Origin of the sequence: Seohaeicola zhoushanensis (genome assembly GCF_014656415.1) — a bacterium.
Classification (GTDB): domain Bacteria; phylum Pseudomonadota; class Alphaproteobacteria; order Rhodobacterales; family Rhodobacteraceae; genus Seohaeicola_A; species Seohaeicola_A zhoushanensis.
The window spans coordinates 81560-102971 of sequence record NZ_BNCJ01000010.1; the positions used below are offsets into that span (position 1 = coordinate 81560).

Genomic DNA, 21412 nt, shown 5'->3' on the forward strand with positions numbered 1-21412 from the left:
ATCGGCCCGGCGGGGCCCGTTGCTGCCAGGTTTCAGCGAACATGCTTACTGGCTGGAAGGGCTTCCGCAACCACCCGAACTGCCCTCGCAGCCCTTGCCGCAGGTCGACGTGGCCATCGTCGGCTCGGGCTATACCGGGTTGAACGCTGCGATCGAGACGGCTCGGGGCGGGCGTTCGACGCTCGTGCTCGATGCGGGCGATCCCGGCTGGGGCTGCAGCACCCGCAACGGCGGGCAGATCAGCACCAGCGTGAAGCCCTCGCTCGACAAGCTCTCGGCCCGCTACGGAGCCGAGCGCGCCCGAGCGATCAGGCAAGAAGGCCAGAACGCGCTCGACTGGATCGAGCGGCGGATCGCCCAGGAAGGCATATACTGTCACTTCCGCCGCGCCGGCCGCTTCCATGCGGCGCATACACCCCGGCACTATGAAGAGCTGGTGCGCGAAGCAGACGAACTGCGGCAGCGCGAGGGGATCGATTCCATCGTGGTTCCGCGCAGTGAGCAGCGTTCGGAGCTGGGGACCGACGCATATTTCGGCGGGGTCGTCTATACGCGCCATGCTTCGATCAACCCGGCGCAGTATCACCGGGGCTTGCTGAAGACCGCGCTGGAGGCCGGTGCGCATGTCACCGGCAATTGCGCGGTCACGGGCGTCGTGCGCGATGCGAGCGGTTTCTTGCTCGACACTGAAAAGGGCCGGGTCCGGGCGCGCGACGTCATCATCGCAACGAACGGCTATACCTCGCGACTGACCCCCTGGCTGCGCCGGCGCGTCATTCCCATCGGCAGCTACATCATCGCCACCGAGGAACTGCCCGTTGCCCTGGTTGACGAGCTATTCCCCACAGACCGGATCGCCTCGGACACCTGCAAGGTGGTCTACTACTATCGCGCATCGCCCGACCGGCGGAGGATACTGTTCGGCGGCCGCGTCTCGGCATCGGAGACCGACCCGGCCGCCAGCGGACCCAAGCTCTACGACGACATGTGCCGGGTCTTTCCGGAGCTGCGCAGTTACGGCGTCAGCCATTCGTGGACCGGTACCGTCGCCTATACCTTCGACGAGATGGCGCACACCGGGGTTCACAACGGCATCCACTATGCAATGGGCTATTGCGGCTCGGGCGTCTCGATGGCGTCCTATCTAGGAATGCGCCTGGGGCAGAAGGTGCTGGGCCTGTCCGAGGGGCGCACGGCCTTCGACGATCTGCCGTTTCCGACGCGACCCCTCTACAACGGCCACCCCTGGTTTCTGCCGGCCACCGTGGCCTGGTACCGGTGGCACGATCAGAACCAACACCGGCGCGCCCTCGCGGCGGGCCGAGCGACCATCCGGATGGGCCAGGCGCCAAGCCGTCCGGAATGAAATGACAAGGCGACCGCCGCGGCACCCCATCCGGTGTCCGGTTCGACAACAGAGGAGACACAAGAATGAAACTTTCTCTCACCCTCACCGTGGCCGCGGGCCTCATGGCGACCACCGCGCTGGCCCAGGACAAGACCGTGACCATCGCCTCGTGGGGCGGATCCTACCAGGAGGCGCAGAGCAAGGCGCTCTTCGCACCAGCCGCGGCCAATACCGGCATCGCGGTCAAGGAAGAGACCTATGGCGGCATGTCCGACGTGCGCCTGCAAGTTTCGACAGGCGCCGTGACGCTGGACATCGTCGCCAGCGGGTCGGGCTCGGCGGCACGCGCCGGGGCGGAAGGGCTGCTGGAACCGCTGGATTACTCGGTGATCGACGTCTCGACCTTCTACCCGACGCTGAAGTCGGAGTATTGCGTGGGTGGTGACGTGTTCTCGACCGTTTATGCCTGGAACACAAAGACCTATGGCGACAACGGCCCGCAAAGCTGGGCCGACTTCTGGAACGTCGAGAAATTCCCAGGCAAGCGCGCCTATCGCAACAAGGTGGCCGGCGCGCTGGAACCGGCGCTCATGGCCGACGGCGTGGCGCCCGAGGATGTCTACAAGGTGCTGGACTCCGAGGAAGGCATCGAGCGGGCGATCAACAAGATCCGCGAACTCAAGCCGCATATCGACGTCTTCTGGTCCTCGGGCGCGCAACATGCGCAGCTGATGAAAGACGGTGAGGTCGACATGACCACTGGCTGGAACGGCCGCTTCGACAATGCTGCCAAGGATGGCGCGATGGTGAAATACAGCTTCAACCAGGCGCTGCTCGACTATGACTGTTTCGCCATTCCGAAAGGTGCGCCGAACAAGGATACGGCAATGGCCTTCCTGGCCGAAATCTCCAAGCCGGAATACCAGGACGACCTGCCGAAATACATCACCTACGGGCCGACCAACAAGGCGGCCTTCGACACCGGCGAAATCACCCCGGAAGTCGCGGCAATGCTGCCCTCGTCGCCGGCCAACGCGGCGATGCAGCTGCCGATCTCGCTGGAATGGTACATCAAGTGGGAAACCATTGCGGACGAGAAATATCAGTCGATGCTGACGGAATAATCGCATCAAGTGACAAACGGGCGGCGGAACGGTTTCGCCGCCCCATTTGGCAAGGCTGATACAGTGACCGAGACCACCAAGGACGCGCTGCCGATCTCGGTGCGCAACGTGACCAAGACCTATGGCAAGGTCTTTGCCCTGAATGATGTCTCGCTGGACATCCGTAGCGGTGAGTTCCTCACGCTGCTAGGCCCCTCCGGTTCGGGCAAGACGACGCTGCTGATGGTGCTCGCGGGCTTCACCCGGCCCGACAGGGGCAGCCTGAAGTTCGGCGAGCGCGAGGTCATCCGCACGGCCCCGCACCTGCGCGACGTCGGAATGGTGTTCCAGAACTACGCCTTGTTTCCGCACATGACCGTCGCCGGCAACGTCGGCTATCCGCTGCGCCTGCGCAACGTTCCCAAGGCCGAGGCGGCCAGGCGGATCGAGCGCGCGCTCGAGACGGTTCAGCTGGGCGGCTATGGCGACCGGCGGATCGACCAGCTTTCGGGCGGGCAGCGGCAGCGGGTCGCGCTGGCGCGCTCGATCGTGTTCGAGCCGCGCATCCTGCTGATGGACGAGCCGCTCTCGGCGCTGGACAAGAAGCTGCGCGACCGGATGCAGATCGAACTGCGCCACCTGCATGAAAAGCTGGGGATGACCACGGTTTACGTGACCCACGACCAGCGCGAGGCGCTGACCATGTCCGACAGGATCGCGGTGGTGAACCATGGCCGGATCATGCAGCTTGCGACCCCGCGCGAGTTGTACAACCAGCCGGCCAACCGTTTCGTCGCCGACTTCATCGGCGACAGTTCCTTCCTGCCGGTCCGCCGTCAGGGCGACGTCGTGGTCTTTGGAGACCAGAAGTTGATCCTGGCCCAGCCGGTTCCCGACAGCCCGACCCTGCTGCTGATGATCCGGCCGGAACGCATCCGCTTGCTGCGCGAGGGATCGGGCGAAGGGCTGAACCTCTTTGCTGCCACAGTGAGCGAGGTGGTCTACCAGGGCGACAGCTTCCTCCTCTATGCCCGCACCGATGACGGTTCGGAAATCGCCATGCGTGGCGCGATCCGTGAAGGCACGGTCTCGGCTCTGCCCGCCATCGGCGAGCGCGTCCGGCTCAGCCTCGACCCCGCCGATACGGTGCTGATCGACGGCGAGGAGGTGCGGCGGTGAGTGCGACAAATCTCAACGCCGCCGGCCTGCGGCGCGACGAGGCGGCCGAACGGCTTGCCCTCTTCGGGCTGGCCTCGCCGGCGCTGCTGCTGGTGCTTGTCGTGATGGTGATCCCGGTCGGCTGGCTGTTCTACGTCTCCTTCATAGGGGCCGACGGGAATTTCTCGCTTGAGAATTACGTGCGCATGATCGACGAGAAATCCTATTTCCGGATCTTCGTGACGACATTCGAGGTCAGCCTTCTGACCACCGGGCTCTGCATCCTGATCGGCTATCCGCTGGCCTATTTCATGTCCTGCCTGCCGGTGCGGATCGCCAATCTCTGCCTCATCACCGTGCTGCTACCTTTCTGGACCTCACTCCTGGTGCGCACCTATGCCTGGCTGGTGCTGCTCCAGAAGAAGGGGCTGGTGAACAGCTGGGCCATCTCGCTCGGGCTCTGGGACGAGCCGATCAAGATGGTGCACAACATGACCGGCACGCTGATCGGTATGGTTCACATCATGCTGCCCTTCCTGATCCTGCCGGTCTATGGCGCCATGCGCTCGATCGACCGCGACTATCTCAAGGCCGCATCGAACCTCGGCGCTTCGCCGACGCGGGCCTTCTGGACCGTCTTCGTGCCGCTTACGACGCCGGGCCTCTTCGCGGGGGCGCTGATGGTCTTCGTGCTCTGCCTCGGGTTCTACGTCACACCGGCGGTGCTGGGCGGCGGTCGTGTCATCCTCGTGTCCATGAAGATCGTCTCCAATATCGAGCTCTTCGTGAACTGGGGCGCGGCCAGTGCGCTGGGCGTGGTTCTGCTCGGGATAACCGTGCTGATCCTCTGGGCGGCCTCGCGGTTCCTGCGCCTCGAACAGATCGCCGGGGGTGGGCACTGATGTGGTCCTGGCTGAAGAGTCCCGCCTCCGAGACACAGGTCACGCATCTGCAGCGTCTGTGGCTCTATGTCTTCGCCATCGTCGTGATGGTGCTGCTGGTAACGCCCACGCTCATCGTGATCCCGATGTCCTTCTCGGATTCTCAATATCTCGAGTTTCCGCCGCAGGAATGGTCGCTGCGCTGGTATCGCCATTACCTGTCCTCGCCCGAGTGGATGGAGGCGACTTGGACCTCGGTCAAGGTCGCCTTCCTGACCATGCTGGTCGCCACGCCCATCGGCGTGGTGGCGGCCTATGGTCTCCATGCCTCGCGGTTTGGCCTGGTCCAGCTGGCTTTCGTCACGCTCATCACCCCGATGATGGTTCCGGTGGTGCTGGTCGCGATCGGTGCCTTCTATGCCTATGTGAAACTCAAGATCCTCTACACGATCACCGGGCTGGTGATGGCGCATACGATCCTCGCCCTGCCGCTGGTGCTGATCGTGACCGGCTCGGCGCTCAAGGGCTATGACATGAACCAGGAGTTGGCGGCACGCAGCCTGGGCGCGCCGCGCTGGAAGGCGTTCCTGACGGTGACGCTGCCGCAGATCCGTTTCGCGGTGGTCACCTCGGCGCTGCTCTCCTTCCTTACGTCATTCGACGAGGTGGTGATTGCGATGTTCGTTTCGGGCGGGGACAATCCGACGCTGACTCGGAACATGTTCAACGCCCTGCGCGACCAGATCGACCCGACCATTGCGGCGATTTCGACAATCATGATCGTGGTGACAACGCTGGCGATGATTCTTGCGCAGGTGTTCGGACGAGGCGGGGCCGGGAAATAATTGGGCACATACGACTACATCATCGTGGGCGCGGGATCGGCCGGGTCGGTCCTTGCTGCGCGGCTGAGCGAGGGCGGCCGCGCGCGCGTGCTGCTGCTGGAGGCCGGCGGTTCGGACATGCACCCCTGGATCCAGATGCCCATTGGCTATGGCAAGGTCTTCTACGACCAGCGCTTCAACTGGAAATACACCACCGAACCCGATCCGAACCGCGACGGGCTGCGCAGCTACTGGCCGCGCGGCAAGGTGCTGGGCGGGTCGTCGTCGATCAACGCGATGGTCTGGGTGCGCGGGCATCCCACCGATTACGCCGAGTGGAACGCCGCCGCGCCAGGATGGGGCTGGGACGACGTCGCCCCGCTGTTCCGCCGGATCGAGGATTGGGAAGGCGCCGAGGATGGCCTGCGCGGCAAGGGCGGCCCGATCCATGTGCATGACATCTCGGCCGAGGCGCATCCGCTGAGCCGCACCTACCTCGCGGCCATGGAGCAGGCGGGCTTTCCCACCGCGCCCGATTACAACGGCGCCGAGATGGAAGGCGCGACCTTCTACCAGATCTCCACCCGGGGCGGTTTCCGGGCCTCTGCCGCGCGGGGATACCTGCGCCCTGCCCTGCGGCGCAGCAACCTGAGCCTCGAGACCGCCGCCCATGTGACCCGCGTGCTGTTTGACGGCCGCCGCGCGACCGGCGTGGAATACCGGCGCGGCGGGCGGCTGCTGACGGCGCAGGCCAGCCGCGAGGTGATCCTGGCGGGTGGTGCGATCAACTCGCCCCAGCTGTTGCAACTTTCGGGGATTGGTCCGGGTGCCCTGCTCCAGCGCCACGGCATCGCCGTCGTGCATGACAACGCCCAGGTCGGGCGCAACCTGTCCGACCATCTCGGGTCCGATACACTGTACCGCGTGAACGTGCCGACCCTGAACCAGGAGCTTGGTCCGCTTCTCGGCAAGGCAAAGGTCGCCCTGCGGTATCTACTGACCCGCAAGGGGCCGCTCAGCCTCAGTCTGAACCAGGGCGGAGGCTTCCTGCGGCTGATGGAGGGGGCCGACCGCCCCGATATCCAAATGTATTTCTCGCCGGTTTCCTACACCCGCGCCCCGGTGGGCGTGCGCCCGCTGATGAGCCCCGACCCCTTCCCAGGGATGCTGTTGGGGTTCAACCCCTGCAAACCAACCAGCAAGGGCTATCTGCAGATCCGCTCGCCCGATCCCTTCGCCGCCCCTGAGATGCATCCGAACTATCTCGACACCGACTACGACCGCGCGGTGATGCTGGCCGGTATGGGGCTGATGCGCCGGATCGCCGCCGCACCGGCCTTCCGCGCGGTGATCGAGGAAGAGATCTCGCCTGGCCCCGAGGTCCAGGACGACGCGGCCATGGCCGCCTTCATCCGGCAGAAGGCCTGGACCGTGTTCCACCAGTGTGGCACCTGCAGGATGGGCAGCGATGCCGGGACTTCGGTTGTCGATGCCCGCCTGCGGGTGCATGGCGTCGGAGGGCTGCGCGTGGCCGATGCCTCGATCTTCCCGACCATTCCCACCGGAAACACCAATGCCCCCGCCATCATGGTGGGCGAAAAGGCGTCGGACCTGATCCGCGCCGATGCGCGATAAGGAACCGCAATGAAACTGAAGAAGATCGAGACCTTCGCGAACCAGTATATCGGCTTCGTTCGGGTCACTGCCGAGGATGGCTCGCAGGGCTGGGGCCAGATGTCGACCTACAATTCCGACATCACCCAGCAGGTGCTGCACCGCCAGGTCGCGCCCTGGATGCTGAGGGTCGAGACCGATGACCTCGACGACCTGCTCGATATCGTCACCGAGCGCGAGCACAAGTTCCCTGGCAGCTACCTGCGCCGGGCCATGGCCGGGGTCGATACCGCGATCTGGGACCTGCGCGGCAAGCTGGCGGGCAAGCCGGTGGCCGAGCTGCTGGGCGGGTCGGCGGGCACGGTCAGGGCCTATGCCTCGTCGATGAAGCGCGACATCACCCCGCGAGCCGAGGCCGATCGGCTGAAACGGCTGCGCGACCAGTTCGGTTTTGATGCCTTCAAGGTGCGTGCCGGCGCCGAAGTCGGCCGCAACCGCGACGAATGGCCGGGCCGCACCGAAGAGATCATCCCGCTGATGCGGCGCGAGATGGGGCCCGAGGCCGCGCTGCTGATCGACGCGAACAGCTGCTATTCGCCCGCCAAGGCGATCGAGGTCGGCCGGATCCTCGAAGGCGAAGGCTTCGAGCACTACGAAGAGCCCTGCCCCTACTGGGAACTCGAACAGACCAAGCAGGTCACGGACACACTGGATATCGCCGTCACTGGGGGCGAGCAGGACTGCGACCTGCCAACCTGGAAGCGGATGATCGACATGCGCGCGGTGGATATCGTCCAGCCCGATATCCTCTATCTTGGCGGCATGTGCCGGACGATGCGCGTGGTGCGCATGGCCGAGGCCGCGGGCCTGCCGGTCACGCCGCATTGCGCCAACCTTGGGCTGGTGACGCTGTTCACCATGCACCTGCTGCGGGCGATCCCCAATGCCGGGAAATACCTCGAATTCTCGATCGAGGGGGCAGATTACTACCCCTGGCAGGAAGGGCTCTTCGTCGCCTCGCCCTATGCCATCGAGGACGGCAAGGCCCGGGCGACCGATGCGCCGGGCTGGGGTGTCGAAATCTGCCCCGAGTGGCTGGCTAAATCGACCTACAAGGTCAGCGAGATCGGCTGACCCGGCCAGGCGTCAGCGCAGGACCCTGCGCATGTTGTCCTGCGCCTGCTTCAGTGCCGGCAGGATGCGCTCGACCAGTTCGGCGACTTCCACCCGCGCCGCCGATACGCCGACGTTCATCGCCGCAACGACCCGACCGCCCTCGGCCAACAGCGGTATCGCGATTGACCGCAGGCCGATCTCGATCTCCTGGTCGTTCACCGCGTAACCCTGGTCCCGCACCCGCGCCACCATCGCCATGATCGTATCGGGGTCGCTCAGGCTGCGGATCGTGCGCGGGGTCAGGTCAGAGCGCGCAAGGATCTTCCGCGCCTCGGCCTCGGGCATAGCCGCAAGCAGGACACGCCCCATCGAGGTGCAATGCGCCGGAAGGCGCGAGCCGGGCATCAGCCCGACCGTCATCACCCGACGCTGGGCGGCGCGGGCGATGTAGATGATCTCGGTCTCGTCCAGGATCGAGACCGAGACCGACTCGCCCAGGCGCTCGGACAGCTGGTCGAGCCAGGGCTGCACCACCTGCGCCAGTGGCATCGATGTCAGCGCGCTGCTGCCAAGGCGCAGGGTCTTGGGGGTCAGCGTGAAGAACTTGCCATCGTGGCTGGCATAGCCCAGTTCCGCAAGCGTCAGCAGGCAGCGCCGGGCCGAGGCGCGGTCGAGTCCCGTCGCGGAGGCCGCATCCGCCACCGAGAGCCTGGGCCGATCGGGTCCGAAGGCTTCAAGCACGGCCAGGCCCTTGGCCAGGGATCCCACGAAATCGGTCGGTTTGATCGCCATGCGCACGAAGCCTTACAAATAATGAACAAATATCATAATCCGCACAATCCGCCTGTGCAGCAACCCAATTCGATCTTAAGCAATGCCCAATTCAACTGGCACGGTGATCCATGGACAAGACACTCCCCTCGCTCGCCGCCGCTGTTGCCGATATCGGCGATGGCGCGACGGTGATGATCGGCGGCTTTGGCGGCTCGGGCGCGCCGGTCGAGCTGATCCACGCGTTGCTCGCGCGCTTCCGCGAGACCGGCAGCCCGCGCGACCTGACGATCGTCAACAACAACGCCGGCAATGGCAGCATCGGCATCGCCGCGATGATCAAGGCGGGCATGGTGCGCAAGATGATCTGCTCCTTCCCACGGTCGTCCAACGCCGAGGCCTTCAACGAGAAATACCTCGCCGGCGAGATCGAGCTGGAACTGGTGCCGCAGGGCACGCTGGCCGAACGCATCCGCGCCGCCGGCGCTGGCATCCCGGCCTTCTATACCCCGACCTCCTACGGCACCGAACTGGCTGAGGGCAAACCCGTCGAGGAATTTGACGGCCGCATGTATGTGCGCGAGAACTGGCTGAAGGCCGATGTCGCGCTGCTGAAGGCCAATGTGGGCGACCGCATGGGCAACCTCACCTACCGGCTGGCGGGTCGAAACTTCAACCCGATCATGGCGATGGCCGCCGCGCGGACCATCGCGCAGGTGAGCAGCATCGTCGCCCCCGGTGATATCGACCCCGAAACGGTGGTCACGCCCGGCATTTTCGTCGACGGCCTTGTCGAGGTCGCCAACCCGCAACAGGAAGAAGTGCTCGTGCGCTCGGGAGCTGTCGCCTGATGACCCTGACCAAACTCTCCAATGCCCAGATCGCCTGGCGCGCCGCGCAGGATCTTCAGGACGGCTGGTACGTGAACCTCGGGATCGGTTTCCCCGAGATGATCGCCACCTTCCAGCCCGAGGGCCGTGACGTGGTCTATCACACCGAGAACGGCGTTCTCGGCTTCGGCCCCGCGCCGAAGGACGGCGAAGAGGACTGGGATCTCATCAATGCCGGCAAGAAGGCGGTCACGCTGAACCCCGGCGCGGCAATCTTCCACCACGCCGACAGTTTCGCCATGGTGCGCGGCGGGCACCTCGATCTCGCGGTGCTCGGCGCCTACCAGGTGGCCCAGAACGGCGACCTCGCCAACTGGCGCGTGGGGTCCAAGGGCGTTCCGGCGGTGGGCGGCGCGATGGACCTGGTGCACGGGGCCAAGCGTGTGGCGGTGGTGACCGAGCACGTCACCAAGGACGGCAAGCCCAAGCTGGTCGAAAGCTGCACCTTCCCGCTCACCGGGCTTGGCTGCGTGACCCGGGTTTACAGCTCGCTCGCCGTAGTCGATATCCGCGACGGCCGTTTCGTGCTGCGCGAGAAGCTGCCAGGCCTTACCTTCGATGAACTGCAGGCGGTCACGGGCGCCCCCTTGCAGGTGGAAGGCGACTTCGCCGACCTGATCGTGCCCGCACTCGACTGAGGACGTACCATGCAAGACGTATTCATCTGCGACTATATCCGCACCCCGATCGGCCGCTTCGGCGGATCGCTGTCGTCGGTCCGCACCGACGACCTGGGCGCGATCCCGCTGCGCGCGCTGGCCGAACGCAACCCGGGCCTTGACCTGGCCGCAATCGAGGAAGTGATCTTCGGCTGCGCAAACCAGGCCGGCGAAGACAACCGCAACGTCGCCCGCATGTCGGCGCTATTGGCAGGCTATCCGGTCGAAGTGCCCGGCACCACGATGAACCGCCTCTGCGGCTCGGGCATGGATGCCGTCATCACCGCCGCCCGTGCCATCAAGTGCGGCGAGGCCGAATTGATGGTCGCCGGCGGGGTGGAGAGCATGTCGCGCGCGCCCTTCGTGCTGCCCAAGGCCGAAAGCGCCTTCTCGCGCTCGAACGAGATCTACGACACCACCATCGGCTGGCGCTTCGTCAACCCGCTGATGAAGGCGCAATACGGCGTGGATTCCATGCCCGAGACTGCCGAGAACGTGGCCGAGGACTTCAACGTCTCGCGCGAGGACCAGGACGCCTTCGCGCTGCGCTCGCAGGCCAAGGCTGCAGCGGCGCAGGCCAACGGCCGGCTCGCGCAGGAGATCGTTCCGGTCAGCCTGCCCCAGCGCAAGGGCGACCCCATCGTCGTCAGCGCCGACGAGCATCCCCGCGCCACCACCATCGAGGCGCTGGCCAAGCTGAAGGCCTTCGTCAAGGCGGGTGGCACCATCACAGCGGGCAATGCCTCGGGTGTGAACGACGGCGCCGCGGCGCTGATACTCGCCTCGGAAGCGGCAGCCAAGAAGCACGGGCTCACCCCCATCGCCCGCGTGCTGGGCGGTGCGACCGCAGGTGTGGCCCCGCGGATCATGGGCTTTGGGCCCGCGCCCGCGTCGAAAAAGCTGATGGCGCGCCTGGGCCTGACGCCGGACGACTTCTCGGTGATCGAGCTGAACGAGGCCTTTGCGAGCCAGGGCCTCGCCACGCTGCGCGACCTCGGTATTTCCGATGACGACGCCCGCGTGAACCCGAATGGCGGTGCCATCGCCCTGGGCCACCCGCTCGGCATGTCCGGCGCGCGGATCACCGGCAGCGCCATGCTCGACCTCAAGTCCGGCGAGAAGTCGCTCTCGACCATGTGCATCGGCGTCGGCCAAGGCATCGCAATCGCCCTCGAACGCCTCTGACAGCAAAAGGCCCGCGAGATTGTCGCGGGCCTTTTCAATTTCCCATCAGTCGCTTGCCTGATGACGCTCAGGCGCACGCCGTTTGCCGACGCCGCAGTTGCATCCGCCGCAGCCGGCCGATCCCCAGGAATACACCGGTATAGACCAGCACCGCCGCCGCGACGGACGCGAGTCCGGCGAGCAGTTGCCCGGTCATCCCGAAGACCTCGCCTGTGTGCAGGAAGCGCACGAAGAAGCGCGGATTTGTCGGTGCCGGCAGAAGCACCTCGACTGAGCTGCCATCGCGCGTCACGCGGATCGTGTCCTTGGCATAGGGCGCGACACCGTTGCCCCGGTCGGCCACGAAATCCACCGTTTCGTCCTGCGGGCCCGGCAGCGTGATCGAAAGACGTTTCCAGTCGTTCAGCCCCTCCACCGCCAGTGCAGCCAGTTGGTCGAGCGGCATCTCCCCGCCGCCCGCCTGCACCTCGGTTGCATCGCGCACCACGGCCTGTTCGGCGGATTGTGCAGTGCCGAACAGGGCGTAGACCGGACCGCTGGCCCAGGAATAGGAGATCAGCACCCCCGACAGGACCACCGCCAGCAGCGGCACCAACGACCAGAAGGCCAGCACGTGGTGCCAGTTGAAATACCGCGCCTGCCGCGTCGGCAGTCCCTTCTGGAAGCCGATCTGCCGTCGCAGGAAGGACCATTTCCACTTCCTCGGCCACCAGATAACGATCCCCGTCAGCAAGATCACTGCAAAGACCAGGTTCCCCGCCTGCATGAGCCAGCCACCAATCGCGCTGCGCCCGCCGGCCAGCGAGAACCAGCGGTGCACGCCTTCGACCCAACCGAAGAAACCCGCGACCGCGGGGTCTTCGAGCGCCGAGCCGTCATAGGGGTTCAGCCAGACCACGTCGCGCCGGCTCTTTGCCAATTGCGCCGCGTTCGAGGGATCGCTGGCGATGGTCAGTGTCTGGCCCGGTGCCGCGCCCTGCGCCTCAGCCGCCGCGATCAGCCCCGCCAACCCAAGCGGTTCCGCATCCGAGGGTGCCGTAATCGCTGCGTTCCTTGCCCAGTTGGTGGCCTGGCTCTCAAACGAGAGCAGCGCGCCGGTGACCGACATGACGAAAATGAAAAGGGCCGCCACCAGCCCCAGGGCGAAGTGGCTCCAGAAGAATACGCGTCTCATGATGTCCCGATTATTGTCTCTTTTGGAAATTTAACGTCGGCGGCCCGCCGTTCCGTCGCAAGATCCGATAGCTGTTGTGCGTTTCTTCCGTCGGGGATCCCGTCAATGCTCCGCCGGCGGCCCGCTTGGTGCGACGGCACCACCCGGACGGCGCAGAAGCAGGATGATGGGAAAGGCAGCCATCGTGAAAAACATCATCAGCAGGAAGTTGTCCACGTAGGAAATCATCGCCGACTGCTGGTTCACCAATCCGTTGACCTGCTGCATCGTGATCGGGTTGTGCGTCAGCAATCCCGGCAACCGCGCCGCCACTTGCGGCACGTCGATGGTCAAGCGCGCGGCGAGTTCCTCGTGGTTAACGATGCTCATCCGCGCCAGCACTGTCGTCACGATCGAGATGCCCACGCCCGAGCCGACGTTGCGAACCAGGCTGAAAAGCGAGGTGGCATCGCCCCGGAACTCGGAGGAGAGCGTAGCGAAGGTCAGCGTCGACAGCGGCACAAAGACAAAGCCGAGGCCGAACCCCTGGATCACCCCGGAGAAGATGATGAGGTCACTGTCCATCACCACGTCGAAGCCGGTCATGATCCAGAGCGACCAGGTGGTCATGGCGAGGCCGAAGGCGACCAGCATCCGCGGATCGAACTTCGCCACGAGACGACCCACCAGGATCATCGAGATCATCGTCCCGACCCCGCGTGGTGCCATCACCAGGCCGGTGGTGATGACCGGATAGCCTAGCAGGTTCTGCAAAAGGGGCGGCAGCAGCGCCAGACCAGAGAACAGAGTCAGCCCAACGATGAAAATGAAGACCAGTCCCATGGTGAAATTGCGGTCGGCGAAGATCTTGAGATCGATGAATGGATTGCTCGCGGTCCAGCAATGCACAACGAAGACCCAGAACCCGCTGATGGTGACACCGAGATAGAGCCAGATCTCGAGCGATGCGAACCAGTCCACCGCCTCGCCCCGGTCGAGCATCAGCTGCAGCGCACCGATGGCCAGGGCCAGCATGGCGAAGCCGAAGAAATCGAACCGCCGCTGCTTTAGGCCGCCTTTCGGCAGGAACACGAGGATACCGGCCAGCGCGATCAGGCCCACCGGCAGGTTGATGAGGAAGACGAAACGCCAGTTGAAGGTCTCTGTCAGCCAACCACCCAGCGTCGGGCCGACAATTGGCCCCACCATGATGCCGGCGCCATAGATCGCCATCGCCTGCCCGATCCGTTCGCGCGGGTTGATGTCGAGGATAACCGCCTGGGCCAACGGGATCAGCACCGCCCCGAAGATGCCCTGCACGACACGGAAGAGCACCATCTGCGCAAGGCTGGTGGCGATGCCGCAGGCCAGCGAGGCCAGGGTAAAGCCACCGATGGCCACCGCGAAGACCGCCTGTCGGCCGAAACGGTCGCTGACCCATCCGGTGAGCGGCGTGGCGATGGCCGAGGCGACGATATAGGAGGTTAGAACCCAGGTGATCTCGTCCTGCGCCGCGCCCAGGCTGGCTGCCATATGCGGCAGCGCCACGTTGGCGATGGTGGTGTCGAGCACCTGCATCACCGTGGCGACCATGATCGCAGCCGTCAGCCAACCGGGGTTCGGAACCTCCAGAGCGGGCTTCGACAGGACCGGTGCCGTGCTCATCTCAGTTTGTCGAGCCGCGAGGCCCCGGTATCGACCGAGACCGTGGCGCTCATCCCGTTGCGCAGCGGATGGGCCTCGTCAGGGTCAACACTGACACGCACGGTCAGCCGCTGCACCACCTTCACCCAGTTGCCGGTGGCGTTCTGCGCCGGGATCAGCGCGAATTGCGACCCGGTGGCCGAGCCGATGCTTTCGACCGCGCCATGCAGCTTCTCGCCCGGATAGGCGTCAATCTCGACCTCGACCGGCTGACCGATGCGGATCGTTTCAAGCTCGGTCTCCTTGTAATTCGCCTCGATCCAGGTGTCCTGGTTCTCGACGATGCTCGCGACGCTCGCACCGGGCGTCACGTATTGACCAACGTTCAGGCTGCCGACCTGGCTGACGATACCGGAAACCGAGGCGACCACCTCGGCCTTGCGCAGGTTCCGCTCGGCCGCCTCGCGTTTCGCAAGCGCCGCGCGCACGGCGGGAAAGTCATCGGTCGCGATGGATTCATCGCCGCCAAGCGCGGCAACGGCCGCCGCCACGCCCTCGCGCGCAAGGTTCACGTCGTTTTCGGCAGTATAGACGGCGCGCGTAGTTTCGTCCAAGGCAGCCGAGGACGAGATCCCGCGGTTTTCCAGTGCCTGCTGGCGTTCGTATTCGCGGTCACGCACGTTCTTGATATGCTCGGCTGCCACCAACTTGGCCTGCGCGGTGGCCACGGCCGAGCGCAGTTGCGTCACCGAAAGGCGCGCGGCCGCCAGCGCGGCATCGGCCTCGTCCATTGCGATACGGTAGGGCTCGGGATCGAGGTGGAACAGCGGGGTTCCGGCCGCGACATGCTGGTTTTCCGCCACCTCGACGCTGACGATCCGGCCCGCGACATCCGAGGAAACGCTCACCATTGGCTGGTGCACATAGGCGTTGTCCGTGGTCACATAACGCCCGCCGGTCAGCCAGACATAACCACCGCCAATCGCCAGCAGGAGGGGCACCGAGATCATCAGCATCCGGCGCTTGCCGCGCTTCGGCGCGGGAGCGGCCTTTTTCGCGGGAGCCTCCTGCGGCGATGCGGCCCTCTTGACGGGTTCCGAGGCGGTTTCGACGGGTTTCGCGGGGGCGTTCATGCCACGTTTTCCTTCTTCTCGGCCGTATTCGCCTCGAGATTTGTCACGATCTGCTGCAAGGCGCGGGTCAGCCCGTCGAGATCTTCGGGTGCGATGCCGGCCAGCGCGGTCGCGTAGACCTCTGTCGCGATGCCGCGCATCTCCTCGACGATGGGCTGCGCCGCTTGAGTGATACGCACCAGCTTGGCGCGCCCGTCCGAAGGATCGGTCTCGCGGCTGACAAGGCCATCTCCTTCCAACCGGTCGATGATATCGCTCATGGTCATCGGGCTGGCCTCCACCCGAGCAGCCAAGGCCACCTGCGACATGCCATCGCTGCGCGCCAAGGCACCCAGCGTGCGCCATTGCATCAGCGACAACCGATGGCCCTTCGCCCGCCGCTCGAACTCGCTTTTCATCAGGCGCGCCGCGTCGTGCAGCATCAATCCCAGGTTTTGCATCGTCATCCAGACTCAGATTTAATACGAACGCATATAGTATTGGTCCGTATTATAAGCAAGGGCATGCTCTGATCGGTTGCCGTGCGATTGCCCCAAGCCAATACAGTCCGGTCCAGCAGTTCGAAGCTGATTCCAAATTCCGCAGGAAGATTCGTACCGAACTGCCCGAACAGGACGTCTTCGCGGAATAATTCAACCTGAGCGCGAAGAACTCGCAGGTTCAGGGGAAGAGTACGGTCGCCGGACACTGCAATTCTTGTCCTCAGGTGACCGGTCGGTTGGGTCGGTACGCCATCAACAGCCGGATGTCCGGCAGTAACAAGTGAATGGAGACAAGAATGATCAATTTCATCAAGAACGCCGCCCTCCGCCTGCGCAAGGACGAGAAAGGTGTGACCCTGGTCGAATACGGTATCGCCCTGACCCTGGCTGTCGGCCTCGGCGCTGGTGCCCTGACCACCCTGGGCGACGACGTCGGCGGCATGATGGGCGCTGCCAGCGGTCAGCTCGTGGTTCCGGCCAACTGATCGCAGCATGCATCCTGCGGGCGTTATGCCCGCGGGAATTTCCCTGTGGCTGCCGAGCGCGGCAGTCACAGGAACCCTTCCAGGAAAGAACCCAGATATGCCGACAATTCGCCTGAAACAGCTGCGCCGACTTCTCAAAGACCAGGCCGGAGTCACTCTGGTCGAAACCGGAGTAGCCCTCACGCTGGCTATCGTCGTCGGTTCGGGCGCGCTGCTGGCCTTGGGCAACTCGGTTTCGCCAATCATTTCCGCCGCCGGCGAACAGATGCCCCACTGACCGCCCCCTGACACAAAGGAACATTCCCATGCGCATTGCCTCCCTCATCACCTTCGCCGCCGGCCTCGCCATCGCAGGGGGATCGGCCTATTCCGCGCGGGATTATCTGGAGGGTCGCATGGGCGGCCCCGCCACCGTCAAACCGCAGAGCGTCAGCGTCGTCATGGCTGCCCAGGACATTGCCTTCGGCAACGTCATCGAGGCAGCCAAGCTGCGTGTCGCTGAATGGCCCGCCGACCTCGTGCCGCCGGGCGCAATCACAGATATCGCCACTCTCCTGCCCAAGGGTGGCAACGAGCCGCGTCGCGCACGTCGCGCCATCAACCAGGGCGAGCCGTTGAATGCCGCCATGGTCTCGGACTTCGGCGAGAAGGTCACCATCGTCCAGTCGCTGGCGGCGGGCCATCGCGCCATGTCGATCAAGGTCAACGCCGAGACCGGCGTCGCCGGCTTCGTGACTCCGGGCGACCGTGTCGACATCCTGCTGACCCAGGGTCGCAACGAGTCTTTGAAGACCGTCACCATCCTGCAGAACACCCGCGTCATCGGGATTGACCAGACCGCCGACGTCAAGGTGGACTCACCTGAAGTTGCCCGCACCGTCACCGTCGAAGTGACCCCCGAGGAAGGCCAGCGCCTGGCCCTGGCGCAAAGCGCGGGCACGCTGAGCCTGACCCTGCGCACACTCGAGGCATCCAATGACACTCCGCTCGAGTCGATCGGCCTCAAGGACGTGCTGCGTGAACTCTCCCCCGTTCCCGAGCAGGAGGCCGTGAAAACCGTGGTCGTCCGCCGCGGCAACATCGTTTCCACCACCGAACTGCGCTGATCGGCGCGCACCCGGAGCCCATGCTATGAAACGCCTCGCAACATCGGTGGACCGCTTCCTCCGCGACGAGGCCGGAGCACTGCTGGTGTTCTGGGGCGTGAGCTTCGTGATGCTGCTGGGCATCGTGGCGCTGTCCTTCGATCTCGGCCGCCTCGGGATCACCCGGTCGGACCTGCAGTCCTTCGCCGACAGCGTCGCACTGGCCGCGGCGGGTGAACTCGACGGCAATGATGACGCCATCACCCGTGCCACCGCCGCGGCCGCAAACCTGATCTCCGACCGCCAGACCTTCGGCAATGGCGACCGCCTGCTCCAGGGCGCGGACGATTACACGCTGACCTTCCTCAGCACCCTGCCCGCCAGCGATACCGCTGCCGCAACCGCCACCACCACCGATCCGCGCCGGGCGGTCTATGCCCGCGTCAAGGTGAACGACACCACCGTCTCCGGCACCTTCGCGGCCGCCTTTGCCGCGCTCACCGGCGGCACCGGAATGAACGAACTGGCCACGGCCACGGCCATTGCCGGTTTCACCCAATACGCCTGCGACGTAACCCCGCTGATGTTCTGCCTGCCTGGCCCGGAGTTCAAGGCCGACGACAACGTCGGCAAGATGATCCGCCTGCGCGCGGGCGGCAACGGTGCGGCCTGGGGGCCGGGCGACTTCGGCTTCCTCGACCCGGCCAAGATCGAGGTCGACGGCGACGGCCCCTGCAAGGGCCTCAACGGGGTCAAGCTGGACGCCTGCCTGCTGGGCGCCATCGGAAGCATCACCCAGTGCTTCGACATGCGCGGCGTCGACATGGAGCCGGGCCAGAAATCCGGCATCGAGGACGCGATCTTCAATACCCGTTTCGACATCTACCAGTCGATCATGAACGGCGAAAAGAACAACCCCGACTATGCCCCCGCACCGAATGTCATCAAGGGCGTCGTGCCCAAGGGCAAAGGCGGCAGCTGCATCTCCAACAATGGTCAGGCCTCGCCCGACACCATGGCCCTGCCCCGCGACACCAACCTCTGCGACGACTGCGACGATCGGATTGGCAACGGCAACTGGACCGCGGCCCGCGCAGATTATGTGAACATCAACCATGGCGGCGCCGACCCCGACAGCAACGCCAAGACGCGCTATGCGCTCTATCGCGCAGAGATCCAAGCCCATGGCGGCGCGGGGTCAAGCACTTCGATCCTTTCGGATAAAGCCGAAACCGGCCGCCCGATGTGCTCGAACAACCAGAGCGCCGACCCGGACCGCCGCGTTATCGTCGCAGCGGGGATCGACTGCGCGGCCAACAGCATCAAGGGCGCCACCACCAACGTGCCGGTGAAGGAGTTCTTCAAGATCTTCCTGACCGAACCGGTCGGCACCTACAACTCCAAGCTCCAGATATACGGCGAGATCGTCGGCAGCGCCGGCGGTAGCGGTGCGGGAGTCGGTGCCACCGGCGGCATCTTCCGCGATGTCGTGCAGTTGTACAGGTGAGCGCGATGATCTGTCCCCAAACACTTATGAACCGCCTCCGCCGCGACGAGACCGGCGCCGCCCTGGTCGAATTCGCGATCCTGCTGCCGATCCTGCTGCTGCTCTTCGCCGTCATCATCGAGGGTGGCCGGCTGATGTGGTCCTACCAGACCGTGGTGGCCGGTGTCCGTGACGCGGCCCGGTACGTCGCCCGTGCCGCGCCGCAGAACATCTGCTCGGACGGTGGTAGCCTGGCCGGATATGCCGACACCGTCGGCGATATCGTGCGCGAGTCGATCTCCGGCAACGCGCTCTTCCCGGCCGGTGTCACCGTTCTGTCGGTCACCCCGACGCTGGACTGCATCACCGGCACTTACCGCATTTCTCCCGTCGGCGTGGTCGAGGTTTCGGCCCGGCTGCAGATCACCTTCCCCTTCGCGTCGATCTTCGGCTTCAACGGCGGCACCCTCGGCACCGTGACCACCACCGTCCGCGACCAGAACCGGGTGTTCGGCACATGAAACGGCTCGCCCTTCATATCAAACGCCTGCGCGACGAGGCTGCCCGGCTGCGCCGCGACGAAAGCGGCACGACCCTTGTGGAGTTGACGCTGGTCCTGGCGCTGTTCCTGCTGATCTTCTTCGGCCTGATCGACTTCGGTCGCATGGCCTTCCACTACGTGACCACCGAGCGCGCGATGCATGTCGCGGCCCGCATTGCCGCCGTGCGCCCCGCCGCCTGCCCCGGACTGCCGGCAAACTACACCCGCGGCGCGGTGGACCCCAACGCGCTGCCCCCGGCCTATGGCACCTCGTGCAGCGCCGGGGCGAACGTCTGCACAGCGCCCGCCACCGTCACCTGCACCGGCGACGCGAACAATGCGACCGCAACCGAAATCTGGAATCTGGTCCGCGTCACCCTGCCCAATGACAGCGCGATCTCGAACTTGCGCTTTCGCTACGATTACGACCAGAACCTCGGCTTCCTCGGCGGCCCCTACGTGCCCGTCGTCACGGTCGAGCTCGACGAAATCTGGTTCCAGTTCGTCTCTCCGCTGGGCGCGCTCGCCGCGCTGGCCAGCGGCACCCCCGCGCCTGCTGGCCTCGGCAACAGCGTGCGGTTCCCCAACATGAGCGTCTCGATGCCCGGTGAGGACCTGGCGCTCGGCAACAACGGATGAGGAGAAGGACATGACTCTTCAGAAACCCTCCATCGCAGTCATCGCTCCCCAGGACGCCAGTTCCGGCGTTGTCGTGGACCTGCTGCAGAAGATGCCCGGTTTCAAGGTCGACCGTCTTGACGGCACGCTGGCCGGCATCAACGGCACGGCGCTGAAACTTGCCGGATCGCACGACATGATCATCTTCCGAACCGGGGCCGATGGGGAGGCCGATCTCGACGCGGTGCAGGCAATCACCTCGCAGCCGAACCGTAAGGCCAAGGTGCTGGCGCTCTGCGATGCGGGCACCACGCTTGCCGATATCCGTCGCCTCACGAACGCTGGCGTAAGCGATGTCCTGCCCGACACCCTGCAGCCGCAGGAACTGGAAGAGACCATCCGCCGCTTCTCGGCCCCTGCCAAGGCCATTGGCTCGCACGGAGCAAAACCCGGTCGTGTCATCTCGATCGCGCAGGCCCGGGGCGGGATCGGAGCCACGACAGTTGCCGTCAACCTCGCCGACCAACTGCTGCACCGCAGTGGCCACTTCCGCAAGACCGCCAAAAGCCGCGTTGCCCTGGTTGACCTCGACCTCCAGTTCGGCGCCATCGGGAGTTTCCTCGACGTCGCTGCGAACCCGGCACTCTACACCATGGCGATGGACAATGTCGTCCCGGACGCAACCTTCCTCGAACAGGCCATGGCGCAAACCGCCTCCGGCCTCTCGGTCCTGGCCGCGCCGGCCGGCATAGCGCCGCTCAACACTCTTAACAAGGTGCAGGTGCTGGCGATGATCCAGACCCTTCAGGCGAGCCACGACTACGTCGTCGTCGACCTGCCCCGCGCGCTGGTGGAATGGATCTCGCCCGTGCTGCAACTCAGCGACCGCCTGCTGCTGGTTTCCGACAGCTCGGTCCCCTCGGTGCAGCAGGCCCGCCGCCTGATCGACATCTACCGCGAGGACAACCTCGGCCTGCAGGTCGAGGTGATCATGAACCACGAAAAGAAGCCGTTGATCGCGGGCCGCCATCATACCGAGGCTGCGAAGGTGCTGGAGCGCAAGTTCCGCCACTGGCTGCCGCATGATCCCAAGGCCGCCGCCGAGGCCGCGGACCGGGGCAAACCGCTCTCTCAGGTGGCTGCGCGTTCGGGCCTGAACAAGGCGATCGCCCGCCTGGCGCGGGATCTTACCGAGGAACTCGTCCAGGCGGCATCTGTCGCCAAGGCACACTGAAG

At 65.2% G+C, this 21412-nt stretch carries 22 protein-coding genes; 17 read left to right on the forward strand and 5 right to left on the reverse strand.

What is annotated here, in order from left to right; translation table 11 throughout:
* Nucleotides 1-19 precede the first annotated feature (19 nt).
* The 7 genes from IE266_RS16395 (at nucleotide 20) to IE266_RS16425 (ending at nucleotide 8062) form a co-directional block, all read left to right on the forward strand.
* Nucleotides 20-1366 (forward strand): NAD(P)/FAD-dependent oxidoreductase, encoded by a 1347-nt coding sequence (locus IE266_RS16395; protein WP_189681190.1) that lies wholly within the window; start codon nucleotides 20-22, stop codon nucleotides 1364-1366.
* Between the two features lie 65 nt (nucleotides 1367-1431).
* Nucleotides 1432-2472, forward strand: coding sequence for a polyamine ABC transporter substrate-binding protein (locus tag IE266_RS16400; RefSeq protein ID WP_189681191.1), 1041 nt, complete (start codon nucleotides 1432-1434; stop codon nucleotides 2470-2472).
* A 63-nt stretch (nucleotides 2473-2535) separates the two neighbouring features.
* Nucleotides 2536-3630 (forward strand): ABC transporter ATP-binding protein, encoded by a 1095-nt coding sequence (locus IE266_RS16405; RefSeq protein ID WP_189681192.1) that lies wholly within the window; start codon nucleotides 2536-2538, stop codon nucleotides 3628-3630.
* Nucleotides 3627-4511: an ABC transporter permease gene (locus IE266_RS16410; RefSeq protein WP_189681193.1), complete on the forward strand. Its 885-nt coding sequence runs from the start codon at nucleotides 3627-3629 to the stop codon at nucleotides 4509-4511. The genes IE266_RS16405 and IE266_RS16410 overlap by 4 nt, the downstream gene beginning before the upstream one ends.
* Nucleotides 4511-5335, forward strand: coding sequence for an ABC transporter permease (locus IE266_RS16415; protein WP_189681194.1), 825 nt, complete (start codon nucleotides 4511-4513; stop codon nucleotides 5333-5335). Before IE266_RS16410 ends, IE266_RS16415 begins: the two co-directional genes overlap by 1 nt.
* Complete coding sequence (locus tag IE266_RS16420; RefSeq protein ID WP_189681195.1) at nucleotides 5336-6949, forward strand: GMC family oxidoreductase; 1614 nt, start codon at nucleotides 5336-5338, stop codon at nucleotides 6947-6949.
* Nucleotides 6950-6958: 9 nt separating this feature from the next.
* On the forward strand, nucleotides 6959-8062 hold the full coding sequence (locus IE266_RS16425; RefSeq protein ID WP_189681196.1) for a mandelate racemase/muconate lactonizing enzyme family protein: 1104 nt from the start codon (nucleotides 6959-6961) through the stop codon (nucleotides 8060-8062).
* 12 nt (nucleotides 8063-8074) lie between these two features.
* Here the strand turns inward: IE266_RS16425 and IE266_RS16430 are convergent, their stop codons facing one another.
* A complete protein-coding gene (locus IE266_RS16430) occupies nucleotides 8075-8836 on the reverse strand; it encodes an IclR family transcriptional regulator (RefSeq protein WP_189681197.1) in 762 nt (253 codons plus the stop codon).
* Between the two features lie 110 nt (nucleotides 8837-8946).
* On the opposite strand from IE266_RS16430, the gene IE266_RS16435 reads away from it, so the two are divergent.
* Genes IE266_RS16435 through pcaF form a run of 3 tightly spaced genes read left to right on the forward strand, consistent with a single transcriptional unit; the run spans nucleotide 8947 to nucleotide 11549 of the window.
* Nucleotides 8947-9666 carry a 3-oxoacid CoA-transferase subunit A gene (locus tag IE266_RS16435; RefSeq protein WP_189681198.1) on the forward strand — a complete coding sequence of 240 codons (720 nt, stop codon included), beginning with the start codon at nucleotides 8947-8949 and terminating at the stop codon, nucleotides 9664-9666.
* The gene (locus IE266_RS16440; RefSeq protein ID WP_189681199.1) at nucleotides 9666-10343 is read left to right on the forward strand and encodes a CoA transferase subunit B; all 678 of its coding nucleotides are present in this window, start codon (nucleotides 9666-9668) and stop codon (nucleotides 10341-10343) included. The genes IE266_RS16435 and IE266_RS16440 overlap by 1 nt, the downstream gene beginning before the upstream one ends.
* 9 nt (nucleotides 10344-10352) lie before the next feature.
* Nucleotides 10353-11549 carry a 3-oxoadipyl-CoA thiolase gene (gene pcaF, locus IE266_RS16445; RefSeq protein ID WP_189681200.1) on the forward strand — a complete coding sequence of 399 codons (1197 nt, stop codon included), beginning with the start codon at nucleotides 10353-10355 and terminating at the stop codon, nucleotides 11547-11549.
* Between the two features lie 67 nt (nucleotides 11550-11616).
* On the opposite strand, the gene IE266_RS16450 is transcribed toward pcaF, so the two are convergent.
* The 4 genes from IE266_RS16450 to IE266_RS16465 all read right to left on the reverse strand — a co-directional run bounded on the left by IE266_RS16450 (nucleotide 11617) and on the right by IE266_RS16465 (nucleotide 15925).
* Entirely contained in the window at nucleotides 11617-12723 is a 1107-nt protein-coding gene (locus tag IE266_RS16450; RefSeq protein ID WP_189681201.1) for a PepSY-associated TM helix domain-containing protein, read from the reverse strand.
* A gap of 102 nt (nucleotides 12724-12825) precedes the next feature.
* Entirely contained in the window at nucleotides 12826-14367 is a 1542-nt protein-coding gene (locus IE266_RS16455; protein ID WP_189681202.1) for a DHA2 family efflux MFS transporter permease subunit, read from the reverse strand.
* Entirely contained in the window at nucleotides 14364-15479 is a 1116-nt protein-coding gene (locus IE266_RS16460; protein ID WP_189681203.1) for an HlyD family secretion protein, read from the reverse strand. The genes IE266_RS16455 and IE266_RS16460 overlap by 4 nt, the downstream gene beginning before the upstream one ends.
* Nucleotides 15476-15925 (reverse strand): MarR family winged helix-turn-helix transcriptional regulator, encoded by a 450-nt coding sequence (locus IE266_RS16465; RefSeq protein ID WP_189681204.1) that lies wholly within the window; start codon nucleotides 15923-15925, stop codon nucleotides 15476-15478. Before IE266_RS16465 ends, IE266_RS16460 begins: the two co-directional genes overlap by 4 nt.
* A 332-nt stretch (nucleotides 15926-16257) precedes the next feature.
* On the opposite strand from IE266_RS16465, the gene IE266_RS16470 reads away from it, so the two are divergent.
* The 7 genes from IE266_RS16470 to IE266_RS16500 all read left to right on the forward strand — a co-directional run bounded on the left by IE266_RS16470 (nucleotide 16258) and on the right by IE266_RS16500 (nucleotide 21410).
* Nucleotides 16258-16446 carry a Flp family type IVb pilin gene (locus IE266_RS16470; RefSeq protein ID WP_189681205.1) on the forward strand — a complete coding sequence of 63 codons (189 nt, stop codon included), beginning with the start codon at nucleotides 16258-16260 and terminating at the stop codon, nucleotides 16444-16446.
* A 97-nt stretch (nucleotides 16447-16543) separates the two neighbouring features.
* Nucleotides 16544-16723: a Flp family type IVb pilin gene (locus IE266_RS16475; protein WP_189681206.1), complete on the forward strand. Its 180-nt coding sequence runs from the start codon at nucleotides 16544-16546 to the stop codon at nucleotides 16721-16723.
* 28 nt (nucleotides 16724-16751) lie between these two features.
* Nucleotides 16752-17552: a Flp pilus assembly protein CpaB gene (cpaB, locus tag IE266_RS16480; protein WP_189681207.1), complete on the forward strand. Its 801-nt coding sequence runs from the start codon at nucleotides 16752-16754 to the stop codon at nucleotides 17550-17552.
* A 25-nt stretch (nucleotides 17553-17577) separates the two neighbouring features.
* Nucleotides 17578-19038, forward strand: coding sequence for a pilus assembly protein TadG-related protein (locus tag IE266_RS16485; RefSeq protein ID WP_189681208.1), 1461 nt, complete (start codon nucleotides 17578-17580; stop codon nucleotides 19036-19038).
* A gap of 5 nt (nucleotides 19039-19043) precedes the next feature.
* Nucleotides 19044-19538 (forward strand): TadE/TadG family type IV pilus assembly protein, encoded by a 495-nt coding sequence (locus IE266_RS16490; RefSeq protein WP_189681209.1) that lies wholly within the window; start codon nucleotides 19044-19046, stop codon nucleotides 19536-19538.
* Nucleotides 19535-20197: a TadE/TadG family type IV pilus assembly protein gene (locus IE266_RS16495; RefSeq protein WP_189681210.1), complete on the forward strand. Its 663-nt coding sequence runs from the start codon at nucleotides 19535-19537 to the stop codon at nucleotides 20195-20197. Before IE266_RS16490 ends, IE266_RS16495 begins: the two co-directional genes overlap by 4 nt.
* Before the next feature lie 10 nt (nucleotides 20198-20207).
* On the forward strand, nucleotides 20208-21410 hold the full coding sequence (locus tag IE266_RS16500; RefSeq protein ID WP_189681211.1) for a CpaE/TadZ family protein: 1203 nt from the start codon (nucleotides 20208-20210) through the stop codon (nucleotides 21408-21410).
* The last annotated feature ends 2 nt before the right edge of the window (nucleotides 21411-21412 follow it).